This window comes from Variovorax sp. 10L426 (assembly GCF_056395305.1).
This window is the reverse complement of sequence record NZ_JBFTJF010000004.1, coordinates 61,704-75,242: the sequence shown is the minus strand read 5'-3', so window position 1 is coordinate 75,242 and position 13,539 is coordinate 61,704. Positions and strand designations below refer to the sequence as shown.

General features: G+C 67.5%; 13 protein-coding genes. 6 read left to right on the top strand and 7 right to left on the bottom strand.

The genetic code is table 11. The features are described from left to right. Positions 1-21: 21 nt before the first annotated feature. The gene (gene gloA / locus AC1DHL_RS06925; protein ID WP_478161524.1) at positions 22-432 is read left to right on the top strand and encodes a lactoylglutathione lyase; all 411 of its coding nucleotides are present in this window, start codon (positions 22-24) and stop codon (positions 430-432) included. Here gloA and AC1DHL_RS06920 read toward each other — a convergent pair. The 4 genes from AC1DHL_RS06920 to edd form a co-directional block, all read right to left on the bottom strand. Next, complete coding sequence (locus AC1DHL_RS06920) at positions 389-2,530, bottom strand: tetratricopeptide repeat protein (protein WP_478161522.1); 2,142 nt, start codon at positions 2,528-2,530, stop codon at positions 389-391. The genes gloA and AC1DHL_RS06920 overlap by 44 nt on opposite strands. A gap of 98 nt (positions 2,531-2,628) precedes the next feature. Beyond that, positions 2,629-3,354 (bottom strand): haloacid dehalogenase type II, encoded by a 726-nt coding sequence (locus AC1DHL_RS06915; protein ID WP_478161520.1) that lies wholly within the window; start codon positions 3,352-3,354, stop codon positions 2,629-2,631. 58 nt (positions 3,355-3,412) lie between these two features. Then, a complete protein-coding gene (gene eda / locus AC1DHL_RS06910) occupies positions 3,413-4,054 on the bottom strand; it encodes a bifunctional 4-hydroxy-2-oxoglutarate aldolase/2-dehydro-3-deoxy-phosphogluconate aldolase (RefSeq protein ID WP_478161518.1) in 642 nt (213 codons plus the stop codon). After that, on the bottom strand, positions 4,045-5,883 hold the full coding sequence (gene edd / locus AC1DHL_RS06905; protein ID WP_478161516.1) for a phosphogluconate dehydratase: 1,839 nt from the start codon (positions 5,881-5,883) through the stop codon (positions 4,045-4,047). The genes eda and edd overlap by 10 nt, the downstream gene beginning before the upstream one ends. Positions 5,884-6,082: 199 nt before the next feature. On the opposite strand from edd, the gene AC1DHL_RS06900 reads away from it, so the two are divergent. Next, on the top strand, positions 6,083-6,823 hold the full coding sequence (locus AC1DHL_RS06900) for a protein-L-isoaspartate(D-aspartate) O-methyltransferase (RefSeq protein WP_478161514.1): 741 nt from the start codon (positions 6,083-6,085) through the stop codon (positions 6,821-6,823). Positions 6,824-6,836: 13 nt separating this feature from the next. Continuing rightward, positions 6,837-9,293, top strand: coding sequence for a spermidine synthase (locus tag AC1DHL_RS06895; protein ID WP_478161512.1), 2,457 nt, complete (start codon positions 6,837-6,839; stop codon positions 9,291-9,293). A gap of 116 nt (positions 9,294-9,409) precedes the next feature. On the opposite strand, the gene AC1DHL_RS06890 is transcribed toward AC1DHL_RS06895, so the two are convergent. Beyond that, positions 9,410-9,946, bottom strand: coding sequence for an OmpA family protein (locus AC1DHL_RS06890; RefSeq protein WP_478161700.1), 537 nt, complete (start codon positions 9,944-9,946; stop codon positions 9,410-9,412). A gap of 129 nt (positions 9,947-10,075) precedes the next feature. Here AC1DHL_RS06890 and AC1DHL_RS06885 point away from each other — a divergent pair, with 129 nt between their 5' ends. Both AC1DHL_RS06885 and AC1DHL_RS06880 read left to right on the top strand, forming a co-directional pair. Next, positions 10,076-10,738, top strand: coding sequence for a gamma-glutamylcyclotransferase (locus tag AC1DHL_RS06885; protein ID WP_478161510.1), 663 nt, complete (start codon positions 10,076-10,078; stop codon positions 10,736-10,738). A gap of 5 nt (positions 10,739-10,743) precedes the next feature. Next, a complete protein-coding gene (locus tag AC1DHL_RS06880) occupies positions 10,744-11,277 on the top strand; it encodes a superoxide dismutase family protein (RefSeq protein ID WP_478161508.1) in 534 nt (177 codons plus the stop codon). On the opposite strand, the gene AC1DHL_RS06875 is transcribed toward AC1DHL_RS06880, so the two are convergent. Beyond that, positions 11,264-11,848, bottom strand: coding sequence for a nucleotidyltransferase family protein (locus AC1DHL_RS06875; RefSeq protein WP_478097404.1), 585 nt, complete (start codon positions 11,846-11,848; stop codon positions 11,264-11,266). The two genes, AC1DHL_RS06880 and AC1DHL_RS06875, sit on opposite strands and share 14 nt — an antisense overlap. A gap of 23 nt (positions 11,849-11,871) precedes the next feature. Here AC1DHL_RS06875 and pdxH point away from each other — a divergent pair, with 23 nt between their 5' ends. Beyond that, entirely contained in the window at positions 11,872-12,537 is a 666-nt protein-coding gene (gene pdxH, locus AC1DHL_RS06870) for a pyridoxamine 5'-phosphate oxidase (protein WP_478097406.1), read from the top strand. Positions 12,538-12,546: 9 nt separating this feature from the next. Here pdxH and AC1DHL_RS06865 read toward each other — a convergent pair whose 3' ends face one another. Beyond that, a complete protein-coding gene (locus tag AC1DHL_RS06865) occupies positions 12,547-13,494 on the bottom strand; it encodes an AEC family transporter (protein WP_478161506.1) in 948 nt (315 codons plus the stop codon). Positions 13,495-13,539: the final 45 nt, after the last annotated feature.

Here is a 13,539-nt window from a genome sequence, read left to right as displayed (position 1 = left end):
ATTTCAACGGCGATCCACGAGATGCGACTTCTTCACACCATGCTGCGCGTTGGCAATCTCCAGCGCTCGATCGATTTCTACACGAAGGTGCTCGGCATGCAAGTGCTGCGCACCTCCGAAAACCCCGAGTACAAGTACAGCCTTGCCTTCGTCGGCTACGAAGGCAATCCGGCCCAGGCCGAGATCGAGCTGACCTACAACTGGGGCACCGAAAGCTACGAGCTCGGCACCGCCTACGGCCACATCGCGCTGGGCGTTCCCGACGCGTATGCGGCCTGCGAAAAGATCAAGGCGGCCGGTGGCAACGTCACGCGGGAGGCCGGTCCGGTCAAGGGTGGCACGACGGTGATCGCTTTCGTGACGGACCCCGACGGGTACAAGATCGAACTCATCCAGCGCGCAGAAGGCGCGACGGGCGGCGGACTGCGCTAACCGCTTCGACGGCGTCCCCGATCCGGATGTGATCGGGCGCCAGTCCGCGCTGATGGTGGTCCCACATCGCCTCGTACGCCGCCTCGATACGCCGAGCAAATTGCGTCGAGTCGAACAGCGGCATGGTCTTGCGATTCGCCTGCAGGCGGCCACGCAGTTCGGCCAGGCGCTGCGGCGAGGTCGCCAACGTCGTCGCCAAGGCTTCGTATGCCTCGACACTGTGGGTCACGAGTTCGGGCAAGCCCACTGCCCCAAGCAGACTCGCGCAGACGCGTGACGCGAAGGTCGTGCCGGCCAGCGTCAGCACCGGCAGGCCGCTCCAGAGCGCATCGCCGCCGGTCGTGTGGGCGTTGTAGTGGAAGGTGTCCAGGAAAAGATCCGCGTGCGCGTGCCGCGCCAGATGCTCCGCCAGGGGCATCCGCTGGGCCCAGACGATCCGCTCGGGATCGATGCCCCGCTGGCGCGCCTCGGCCTCGATCGCGCGTTGCGCATCGGCGTTGCCCTGCAGCAGCCACAGCACGCTGCCGGGCACATTCCGGAGCAGCCGCATCCAGACGTCGAAGACGTCCGGCGTGATCTTGTAGTTGCTGTTGAAGCACGCGAAGACGAAGCCATCCGGCGGCAGGCCCATGTGCTCCCGCGTCGTCACGGCCTCGCTGATGCGCTTGGTGTTGTCGTTCGCCTGGTAGGAGCCCGGCAGCACGACGACTTTCTCCGAGTAACAGTCGTAGTCGCCGGGCGGAATGAGCGTCGCGTCGGCCACGATGTAGTCCATGTAGTCGCAGCCCATCGTGCCCGGATAGCCGAGGTAGTTGACCTGCACCGGCGCCGCGCGTCGCGCGAAGATGTCCGGCCTCGCGCCTTCGGTGAAGCCGTTGAGGTCCACCGCGATGTCGATGCCGGCATCACGCGCCATGGCCGCAATGGCCGCATCGCTTCGATCCCCGACCTGGGAGAAATGATCGAACGCGCCTGCAATGCGCGTGCCCATCTCGTCGCGCGCGGGCGGTCCGAGGGCAAAGCCGAACCATTCGAATCGATGGCGATCGTGGCATTCCAGCACGCGCGCAATCAGTTGCGACACCGGATGTTCGCGGAAGTCGGTGGAGAAATAGCCGACACGCAGCTTTCGCGCCGGATCGCGCGCAGCGGCACTCGCAGCGGGTCCGCGCGATGGATGCTTGTCCAGCGCGAAGTTGCGCGCGCATTTGAGCAACGTCGCGGAACTCGCAGGGACTGCGGTCAGCGCAAAGGGCATCGCCGCCTTCTCGCCGGCCTCGACGCGCGCCACGATGTCGTCGACCTGCTGCGCCCAGCCGTCCCATCGGCAAACGAACATCGCCGCATGCAGCCGCTGGCTGCGGAGGTAGTCCGTGTCCGGCGCGAGGCGGGCGACCTCGTCGTAGCAGGCCAGCGCCTCGGCATGCCGCTTGAGCACCGTCAGCGTGGCGGCGCGGTTCATCCAGGTGGGCACGTCTTCGGGGGCCAGCGCCAGTGCGCGCTCGTAGCTCTCGAGCGCCTCGGGCCCGCGGCCCAGTTCGGTCAGCACGGTGCCACGGTTCGCCCAGGCCTGAACGAACTTCGGATCGAGCGTCAGCGCGCGGTCATAGTGCTGGAGCGCGGGGCCGAACTGCTGCAGCGCTGCCAGCGTGTCGGCAAGGTTGGACTGCAACTCGCGCGAGCGCGGATGGAGGCGCTCCGCGCGCCGGAAGGCCTGCAGCGCCGGTTCGTGCGCGCCAAGCGCGCTGTGCGCGACGCCCAGTTCGTGCAGACCCTCGAAGAATTCGCCAGCCAGCTTCATGGCGCGGCCAAAGGACTCCACGGCCTCGCGTGCGCGGCCGCGTTGCAACTGCGCCCGCCCGAGATAGAACAGCGCTTCCGGGGAACACTGGGGCAAGGCCGCGGCCTTCTCCAGGAATTCCTCGCATGCCGCCAGATCCTGGCGATTGCCGCAGATGTACGCCAGAAGCTCGTAGGCCTTGGCAACCCTGGGATCCCGGGCGATGACCTTGCGCAACAGATCTTCGGCAAGAGCGGCTTGCCCGGCCCGGAAATGACGCTCAGCCTGGGCCATCTGCTGGGGCGTGGATTGAATCATGGACGTCTCTTACTCGTGCTGACGGATTGCATAACCATGGCGAGCCCGAATTCTGACCGATGACTTCGCCGCTGGCCGGCCGGCGCGGGCGGCCGCCCTCAGCAGCCCAGCAGATCCGCCAATTCGCCGATGTCGCGCGCGTGCAGCGTGTTGTCGGGCTGCGGCGAGACATCCTTCGGCCGCGAAGGCCCGAACTCCAGCGGCCGCTCGATGTAGGCCGTGCGAAGCCCGCACATGCGCGCCGCGGCGAGATCATCGTGATGCGCCGCCGCCAGCATCACCTGGCCCGGAGAGACATCGAAGACACCCGCGACGCCGACGTAGGTGCGCGGATCGGGCTTGTAGGCCTTGAACACTTCGGCGGAAAGCACGCAGTCCCACGGCAGCCCGGCGCGTTTGGCCATCTCGGTGAGCAGGCCGATGTTGCCATTGGACAGCGTGCAGATGGTGTACTTGCGCTTGAGCCGCGCCAACCCTTCCACCGCGTCGGGCCATGCGGGTAGCCGGTGCCACGCCTTGTTGAGATCGCGCTTGCGCGCCGCATCCAGATCCTCGATACCAAAGTCGCGCAACACGTGTTCGAGAATGCCCATGTGCAATTCGTCGAGCAACGTGAAGCCGCCCTCGCCTGCCGCAAGCCGCTCCATCACGCTCCGCATCGCAGGCTGGTAGCCTGCGCGCCAGGCCAGCGCGAAGGCGCCGCCATCGACGCCCGGCAGGATTCGCTCGGCCTCGGCCGCGATGCCGGAATACCAGTCCACCACCGTGCCGAAGACGTCGAAGGCGACGACCTTCAGATCGCCGATGTCAACGGTGCCGTTCACAAGGAAATCTCCGTGCTACGCACTGCGGTGCGAGCGCCTTCGGGCGGCCGGGCGGCGCTCATCGCGCAAGCTGGCTCGCCTCGCGCGCGAGCGCTTCGATGCGGGCCCAGTCGCCGGCGGCGATGGCGTCCGTCGGCACGATCCACGACCCGCCCACGCATGCCACGTTGGAGAGCGCGAGAAACTCATGCGCGTTGCCCAGGTGAATGCCGCCGGTCGGGCAGAACTTGACGTCGCCGAAAGGCCCCTGCCACGCCTTCAGCATGGCAAGGCCGCCGGCCTGCACCGCCGGGAAGAACTTGAGTTCGGTAAAGCCGTCCTCCTGGGCCAGCATGATTTCGCTGCCTGTGGCAACGCCCGGCAGCAGCGGCAGGCCCAGGTCGTGGCAAGCCTTGCCGACGGCGCGCGTATAGCCCGGGCTGACGCCGAACTTCGCGCCTGCCAATGCCGAGGCCTGCGCGTCGGCCGCACTGCGGATCGTGCCCGCGCCGGCGACGGCCTCGGGCACTTCCTTGGCAATGATCTCGATGCATTCGAGCGCCTCGCGCGTGCGCAGCGTCACTTCCAGCATGCGGATGCCGCCCGCCACCAGCGCACGCGCCAGGGGCACCGCGTCTTTCACGTCGTGCAGCACGATCACCGGAATCACCGGCGCGTCGCGCATCACGTCGAGCGCGGAAATCGAATGGTTCACAGCCATGTGCAGGCTCCTTCTTCTGCTGTCAATGCATTGCGGCGCATGCCGGCGAACAGGTCGCGGCCGAGGCCGTGGCCGTTGGCCGTGCGCTGGTCTTCGGGTTGGGTCGAGGTCTCCCGCGATGCCCATTCGTCTTCGGGAAGCAGCACGGTCAGCGTACCGGCCACGGCGTCGAGCCGGATCAGATCGCCATCGCGCACCTTGGCGAGCGGGCCTCCCGCGGCGGCCTCAGGCGACACGTGGATCGCGGCCGGCACCTTGCCCGACGCGCCGCTCATGCGCCCATCGGTGACCAGCGCCACCCGGAAGCCCTTGCCCTGCAATACGGACAGCGGCGGGGTGAGCTTGTGCAGTTCGGGCATGCCGTTGGCCTGCGGGCCTTGCCAGCGAACGACACAGACCACGTCGCGTTCCAGCTCGCCGGCATTGAACGCCTGTTGCAGGCCCGCCTGCGAATCGAACACGCGGGCCGGCGCCTCAATCACGTGGCGGTCGTCGGGCACCGAAGAAACCTTGATCACGCTGCGGCCGAGGTTGCCGCTGAGCAGCTTGAGCCCGCCGGTGACGCTGAATGGCGCCGACACCGGTCGGGCGACCGCATCGTTCTTCGACGGCGCAGCGGGATGCCACTGGAGTGGATGCTCGTCCGATGGCGCGCCGGACAGCACCGGGATGTTCGCGAATTCGCGAATGCCGCCGGCACGCACGCTCAGCACATCCCCATGCATCAAGCCCGCATCGAGCAGTTCGCCGATCACGAAGCCCGGGCCGCCCGCGGCCTGGAACTCGTTGACGTCGGCGCTGCCGTTGGGATAGACCCGTGTGAGCAGCGGCACGACTTCCGACAGCTCCGAGAAATCGTTCCAGTCGATGAGGATGCCGGCCGCACGCGCGACCGCGACCCAGTGGATCAGGTGGTTGGTCGAGCCGCCGGTCGCGAGCAATGCGGCCATCGCGTTGACGATGACGCGCTCGTCGACCATTTCGCCGATGGGCGGAACGGCATAGGCGGCATCCGAGGCGCGCCCCAGCACGGTGCGCACCGCCTCGCGCGTCAGCGCCTCGCGCATCGTGTCGCCAGGCTGGATGAATGCGGTGCCGGGCACGTGCAGCCCCATGGCTTCGAGCAACATCTGGTTGCTGTTGGCCGTGCCGTAGAAGGTGCAGGTGCCTTGGCCGTGATAGGCCTGCATCTCGGCGTCGAGAAGCCCCTGCCGCCCCACCAGCCCTTGCGCGGCCTGTTCGCGCACCTTGGACTTGGCGCTGTTGGAGAGCCCCGAAGGCATCGGCCCCGCGGGCACGAACACCATCGGCAGATGGCCGAAATGCAACGCGCCGATCAGCAGCCCCGGCACGATCTTGTCGCAGACGCCGAGCAGCAGCGCGGCATCGAACATGTCGTGCGTGAGCGCTACTGCGGTGCCCATCGCGATGACGTCCCGGCTGAAGAGGCTCAACTCCATGCCGGGCGTACCCTGCGTCACGCCGTCGCACATGGCCGGCACGCCGCCGGCCACCTGCGCGGTCGCGCCGAGACGGCGAGCCTCGTGCTTGACGATGTCCGGATAGCCCTGGTACGGCGCGTGAGCCGAGAGCATGTCGTTGTAGGCGGTGACGACGCCGATGTTGGGCGCGCGCTCGGCGACGACCCTGATCTTGTCGCTCGCCGGAATACCCGCCACGGCATGCGCCACATTGGCGCAGCCCATGCGGTCGGAACCGCGGTCGCGGTTGCGGGTTTCGGTCAGACGCTGGAGGTAGGCGCTGCGCAGCGTATGGCTGCGTTCGCGGATACGGTCGGTGACATCGCGGACTGTGGGGTGTGTAGTCATGGGATTTGTCGCACTGCCGGTGAGCTGCCATGTGGCGGCGGCTCGGAGGTGCATGGTATCAAGTCGCCGTTGCAGGATTTGCTACCGCCTTCCCAACATGGGCTTGCGGCCACGCGCTGGACCGCGATCTCGCGCTCGGCCATGATCAGCACGTCTGTGCTGCCCCTTGGCGAACGAAAGATGCCGCCGAACCGAAGCAATGACCGCATCCACTCTCCGTGGCGTTGTTGCCGCAGTGCTCCTCTCGGCCATGGCAGGCGCACAGGGCGCCGCAGCCGACGACTTTGCGTCCCAGCGCCGGCAGATGACGCAGGAGATCACGGCGTTCGTGCGCGAAACCCGCGCCGAGACCGGCAAGCAGGCCCTCGACGAGCGCGTGATGTCCGCCATGGGCCAGGTGCCGCGGCACGCCTTTGTTTCCGCTGACCAGGTGACATTGGCCTATCTCAACCGGCCGCTTCCGATCGGCTACGGCCAGACCATCTCGCAACCCTACATCGTGGCGCTCATGACCGACCTCGCCAGGGTGGAACCCGGCCACACGGTGCTCGAGGTCGGCACCGGTTCGGGCTACCAGGCGGCGGTGATGGCGCGACTGGCCGGCGCGGTCTACACCATCGAGATCATCGAGCCGCTGGGATTGCAGGCCCGGCAGCGCCTCCAGGCGCTGGGCTACGACAACGTCCAGGTGCGCCTGGGTGACGGCTACTACGGGTGGAATGAACATGCACCATACGACGCGATCCTCGTCACCGCGGCGGCCAGCCACATCCCGCCGCCGCTGATCCGGCAACTCAAGGTCGGCGGCAGGATGGTGATCCCGGTAGGCGCGCCCTTCATGATCCAGCAGCTGATGCTGGTCGAGAAGAATGCCGACGGGACGGTCTCGACCCGGCAGATCCTGCCGGTGGCCTTCGTTCCGCTGACGGGCACGCGTTGAGCCGGGGAATTCGATGGCCGGGACACGCGCGTCCGCCCCCGGTCCGGCTGCTGCGCCGGTGATGGCCGTGGCGCTGATCTCGGCTGCCGCGCTGGCCTATGAGATCCTGCTGATGCGGCTCTTCTCCATCGTGCTGTGGCACCACTTCGCCTACATGATCATCAGCCTGGCGCTTCTCGGCTATGGCGCCAGCGGCGCCGTGCTGACCCTGGCACTCCCCAGGGTGCAGCGACACTTTGCGCTGCTGTTCAGCGCCGCCGCAGGGGCCTTCGGTGCCAGCGCCATCGGCTGCTTCCTGCTGGCCCAGCGCGTGCCTTTCAATCCGCTGGAAATGCTGTGGGATCCGCGCCAGCCGGCCTACCTGCTGGCGGTTTATCTGCTGCTCCTGCTCCCCTTTCTGTGCGCCGGCGCCTGCACGTGCATGGCCCTGGCCTCGTTTCGAGGCATGCAGTCGCGCATCTACAGCTTCGACATCCTCGGTGCGGGGGCGGGAAGCCTGGGCATCGTGGCGCTGTTGCTCGTGCTGTCGCCAGCCGAGGCCTTGAAGCTGATCGGGGCCCTGGGATGGGTCGCCGCCAGCGTGGCCTGGATCGAGTGCCGAAGCCCCAGGCGATGGCCGGCCGCGCTGCTGGCAGCGCTGGCCGGTCTTCCCCTGCTGTTGCCGCCAGCATGGCTGGCGCCGGTCATGTCGCCGTACAAGGAGCTGTCGCAGACCTTGCGCATTCCCGACGCGCGGGTGGTGCTGGAGCGTTCGAGCCCGCTGGGCCTTGTCAGCGTGGTCGAGAGTCCGCGCATTCCGCTGCGCCACGTGCCGGGCCTGAGTCTCAACGCAACGACCGAGCCGCCGCCGCAGTGGGGCGTCTTCACCGACGGCGAAGGTCTCAACGCGCTGACCCGATTCGACGGACGGCGCGACAGCCTCGCGTCTCTCGAGTATCTCGACCAGATCAGTTCGGCACTGCCCTACCACCTGCTGCACCACCCACGCGTGCTGGTGCTGGGCGCAGGCGCGGGGGCCGACGTGCTGCAGGCCCATTTCCACGGCGCAAGCCGGATCGATGCGGTGGAGCTCAACCCGCAGGTCGTCGATCTGGTGCAGCACCGCTTCGCGGATGCTTCGGGCGGCCTCTATTCGCGGATCGCGCACGTGCACGTGGCCGAAGCACGCGGCTTCGTCGCCGCCAGCGAGGAACGCTACGACCTCATCCAGCTGGCCCTGCTCGATTCCTTCAGCGCGTCCTCGGCCGGCCTCTACGCGCTGTCGGAGAACTATCTCTACACGGTCGAGGCCTTGCTGGACGATCTGCGGCACCTGGAGCCCGGCGGACTGCTGGCGATCACACGCTGGGTCACGCTGCCGCCGCGTGAAGCACTGAAGCTGTTTGCCACCGCCGTGGCGGCGTTGGAAAAAGCGGGCATCGCCGATCCCGGATCGCGGCTCGCCATGGTGCGAAGCTGGAAGACCAGCACGCTGCTGGTGAAGAACGGCGCCTTCGACCGCGAGGACATCGCGGCGATCAAGTCTTTCTGCGTCGCCCGCTCGTTCGACCTGGGGTTCTATCCCGGCATGCAGCCTGGCGAAGCCAACCGATACAACGTGGTCCAGGGCCCCGACCTGTTCGACGGCGCGACGGCGCTGCTGGGTCCGGGCCGAGACGCGTTCCTTCGGGACTACAAGTTCCACATCGCCCCGGCCACCGACGACAAGCCGCACTTCTTCCACTTCTTCAAGTGGCGCTCTCTGCACGAACTCCTCTCGCTCAAGGAGCAAGGCGGCCTGACGCTGCTGGAATGGGGCTACCCGGTGCTGGTGGCGACGCTTGCTCAAGCCATCTTCGCCAGCCTGCTGCTGATCGGACTGCCTCTGGCCTGGGTCGCACGGGCCGACCTTCGACAGGACCGGCGCGCGCCTTCGGCCGGCTCGCGCGGCCGCATCCTCGTCTACTTCCTGGCGATCGGCTTCGGCTTCATGTTCATCGAAATCGCGTTCATCCAGAAGTTCGTCCTGTTCCTGAGTCACCCGCTCCGTGCCGTCGCGGTGGTGCTGTTCGCCTTTCTGCTGTTCGCCGGCATCGGCAGCCGCGTTGCAGGGCGCCTGCAGCACGGGGCCGGCCTGAAGCGTCCGGAGACGGCGGTCGTGGGCGCGATCGCGGTGTCGGCGGCGCTTTGCCTGCTGCTACTTCCGTGGCTCTTCCGGCACGCGATGGGGTTGCCGGACGTGGCCAGGATTCTGCTTTCGGCGGGCCTCATCGCCCCGCTGGCTTTCTTCATGGGCATGCCCTTCCCGCTGGGATTGGCGAGGATGGAGGCCGTCCATGCGCGGCTCATTCCCTGGGCCTGGGGCATCAACGGCTGCGCCTCAGTCACCGGGGCGGTGCTGGCCACGCTGCTCGCGATTCATGTGGGATTCACGGTAGTGGTCGTGGCGGCGCTGCTTCTGTACGGCCTTGCGGCCGCGGCGCGTCCTTGAGATGCGACCCCAAGTCCAGGAATACCGCGGAACCGGCTTTGCCGGGCCGCTGGTATTGCCCCCGGCAGGGGGTGGGCGGCTACACGAAGTGAGCCAACCTGGGGGCGAGTTTCATCTCAGTCCTTCAGCCTGACCTCGACCCGGCGCGCTTCGGCGTTGTTGCCCGTACCCGCCGTGACAGGAGGCCGCTGCAGTTCGATCTTGTCCGCCGGAACGCCAAGTCCGGTGAGCACGTCGCGGACGGTCTCGGCGCGCCTCTTGGCGAGTTCTTCGTTCAGCGCGGCGTCCCCGGTGGTGTCATGGAAGCCCGACACGACGCATTTGTGGCCGCTTTCGACGCCCTTGATCACGATCGCCAGCGCCTCGGCGGCACCAGGCGCGATATCGGCGCTCGCCGTGGCGAAGTAGAAGTTCACGACACCGCCCGCGACGCGAATGCTCGCGCCGTCAGGGATCACGACGGTCACCGTCTCCGTCACGACGGCCACCGTCGTCGCCGGCGCCGGCGCGGTTGCGGCCACCGGTTGGGCCGGGACGCCAGTCATGTGGTTCCTCTGAAACAGCACGATACCGATGACGAAGAGGATCACCAACGCGATCAAGCCCAATACAAAGGCGAGGATGAAATTCTGCTGGCTCTCGTCTTCGTTGATGGCAGACATGGGCGGGTCTCCGTAATTGAGGGGTCGGTAAATAATGGTGCGGTGAACCATGACCGCGAAATTGTAGGCGTCGGCTCCCCGAACCCGGGAGGCGATCCCGGGCCGCCCGGACTGGACCCTTTGCCGAAGCCACTGCGCGACCCGAAGCCGATGCTCGATCGCGTGATCGACGAATGGGGCGGCCACCAGGATCTGTGGCTGTTCGGCTACGGCTCGTTGATCTGGCGGCCGGAGTTCGGCTTCGTCGAAAGACTCCCCGCGCGGGTGCACGGCTGGCACCGTGCGCTCAAGATGTGGAGCCGCGTCAATCGCGGCACGGTCGAGAACCCTGGCCTGGTGTTCGGGCTCCTGTCGGGCGGAAGTTGCCGGGGCATGGTCTTTCGGGTGCCGGCGGCCGACGGGCTCGAAACCTTGGGCCGGCTCTGGCTGCGCGAGATGCCGACCGGCGTCTACGACCCGCGATGGCTCGAATGCGTGACGCCCCATTCGACGGTGCGCGCCCTGGCCTTCACGCTGTCGCGGCTCAGTCCCAATTTCACCGGCGAACTGAGCGACGAGCGTTACCGCCACATCTTCGAGACCGCGGTTGGCCGCTACGGCAGTTCGCTCGACTACGCACACCAGACGTTGCTGGAACTGAAGCACCACGGCATCCACGACGCGGCGCTGGCGCGCCTGGTCAAGCTGGCGGAATCCCGCCTGTCGGCGCAGGCTGATAGCCGCGAGTTGGCGTCTCCGGTATACCCTTCGGAGCCTTCAACGCAATCAAGATTCAAGGAGTAACACACATGTCGCGTTTCATCGCTATCGCTGCAGCTTTTCTCTCGGCCAGCCTGCTCGCCGCCTGCGGCACCATGGCTTCGGGAGCGGGTGCCACGGCCAACCTCGCGCCGACCGGAGCGATCTCGCCGAATCCGACGATGGGCAAGGTGACCTTCACGGCGCTCGACCATGGCGTGCGCGTCGCGGGTGAAGTGCGCGGCCTTCCGCCCGGCACGGAGCATGGCTTCCACATCCACGAAAAGGGCGATTGCGGTGACAACGGCAACGCTTCGGGCGGTCACTTCAATCCGTCCGGCGGCACGCACGGCAAGTTCGCCGCCCCGGGCAGTCATTCAGGCGAGTTGCCCAGCCTGGTCGCCGACGCGAGCGGCGTGGCGCGGTTCAGCGTCGACGTGCACGCGATTTCGCTGACCGACGGCGCGGCCAACAACGTGATCGGACGAGCGCTCGTGGTTCACCGCGACCGCGACGATTTCACGACGCAACCGGCGGGCAATTCCGGCCCGCGCATCGCTTGCGCAGTGATCACGCGCGGCTGAGTCGTTCCAGCAGCAGCGCTTCGGCGCGCGCCAATTCTTCGGGGGTGTCGACGTCGGTGACGATGCCGATGTCGTCGACTTCGATGTCCGCGACCTGCTGCGCTTCCCGCAGCGCCCGAAGTACCGGCGACGCACCCAGGTTGCCGGACAGCGCTGCAAGTTGCGGACCGCACGCAGCCGCAAAGCCGACCGGGTGTCCTCGCCCGCCGCGGTAGTGCGGCTGGGCCGCCCGCACCGGATCGACCAGGGCCCGCGCCACCGCCTGCAAGGTGGCCGGCTGCACCAAGGGCAGGTCGGCCGGGAGAATCAGCCACCCGCCCGCATCGGCCGTGGCCCGGACGGCGGCGGCGATCGAATCGCCCATGCCGGGATGCCCCACGTCCTCGATGTGCCACGGCAGGCCGCTCGCGCGCACGGCGGCCAGCGTATGTGCAAGCACCGTCGCTTCGCCCAGCGGCGCGTGCAGCTTGTGCCCGACGCCGCCGGCGGCCAGAAAGCGCTCGCCTCGCCCCGAGGCCAGCACGATGACGATGGGCGGACGTGACACGGGTGTGTCGTTCACTTCGTTCATGATCCGCAGTATCTCCGCTTCGCATGCGCAACAATGGCGCCATGAGTTCTCCCACCGAATCGCTGGCCGCGCTGCGCAAGAGCTACGAGCGCGCCGAACTTGACGAAAACGGCAGCGCCGCCGACCCGCTGCAGCAATTCGAGCGCTGGCTTGCCGAGGCCATCGACGCCAAGCTCCCCGAACCGAACGCGATGACGCTGGCCACCGTCGGCGGCGACCTGCGCCCTTCCACGCGCATCGTGCTGATCAAGGGCTACGACGCGCGCGGCATCGTCTGGTACACCAACTACAACAGCCGCAAAGGGCAGGACCTCGCCGGCAACCCCTATGCCGCGCTGCAATTCCACTGGGTCGAGCTTGAACGCGTGGTGCGCATCGAAGGCCGTGTCGAAAGAGTCGGCGACGCCGAAAGCGACGCCTACTTTGCGAGCCGCCCGCTCGATTCGCGCATCGGCGCGTGGGCCAGTCCGCAAAGCGAAGTCATCAGCGGCCGCGATGTGCTGGTGAAGAACGCCGCCGTGCAGGCCGCGCGGCACCTGCTCTCACCCCCAAGGCCGCCGCACTGGGGCGGCTTCCGGCTCATGCCCGATCGCTGGGAATTCTGGCAAGGCCGCAAGAGCCGCCTGCACGATCGCCTGCGCTATCGCATCGAAAGCGGCGCCTGGGTGCGCGAGCGCCTCGCGCCTTGACGCGCCGCGCTACAGACGATTCGCGAGCGCCATGACGACGGTCAGCGTGACGAGCGCCAAGCCCGTCGACACCACGACGCTGGCGGTCACGAGTTCTTCGGCAGTCCGGTAGCGCTGCGAGAACAGGAAGACGTTGGCGCCCATCGGCAACGCCGCGGCCACGACCATCACCGTGAGCGGCAGCCCACGCAGGCCCAGTGCAAGACCGAGTCCGGCCACCAGCAGCGGGTGCGCCACATTCTTGACCAGTGCCTGCACCAGCGCGTCGCGCCAGTGTTCACCAACGGGCGTCAACGCCAGCGTGATGCCGACCATGACAAGCGCCACCGGGCTGAAGGCGCCGCCGAGCAAGGCGATCGGCGTGTCGATGGCTTCGGGCATTTGCAGGCCTGATCGCGCGAACAGAAGACCGGCAATGATGGGCAACGGCACCGGATGGATGATCGCGTGATAGAGCGCGCCGCCGACGACCTTCACCATCGGACGCCGCGCTTCCCCGCTGGTCGCAGCATGCTCGTGCGCCACGGCCATTTCGAGCACCACGGTCGCGCTCGTCAGGAGCACCAGCGAGTGCAGTGAGATCAGCGTCAGCAGCACGACCATGCCCTCGGGCCCATACGCCAGGCCGATCAGCGCGATGCCGATCATCACGGTGTTGCTGTAGGTGTTGGCGAGCGCGAGCACGGCCGCCGTCCGGTTGAAGCCGCGCCACATCATCGTCGCCGCGAAGATCAAACCCGCCGCGACGAAGTACACGGCGACCGGCCGCAGACTGAGTTGCGCCACATGCACGGTGCTCATCGACCGGAAAAGCAGCGCCGGCGCGAGCAGCAGGAAGATCAGGTTGGACAGGTCCCGCACCGCGCCGCCGCCGACCCACCCCCGTCGCCCCGCGAAGAACCCGACGGCGATGAGCAACACGACGGGCAGCAGGGAGGAAAGGACGGAGGCATTCACGGCGGCGAGGATACATGCCGTCGAACGGCGCACCCCACCCGGGAC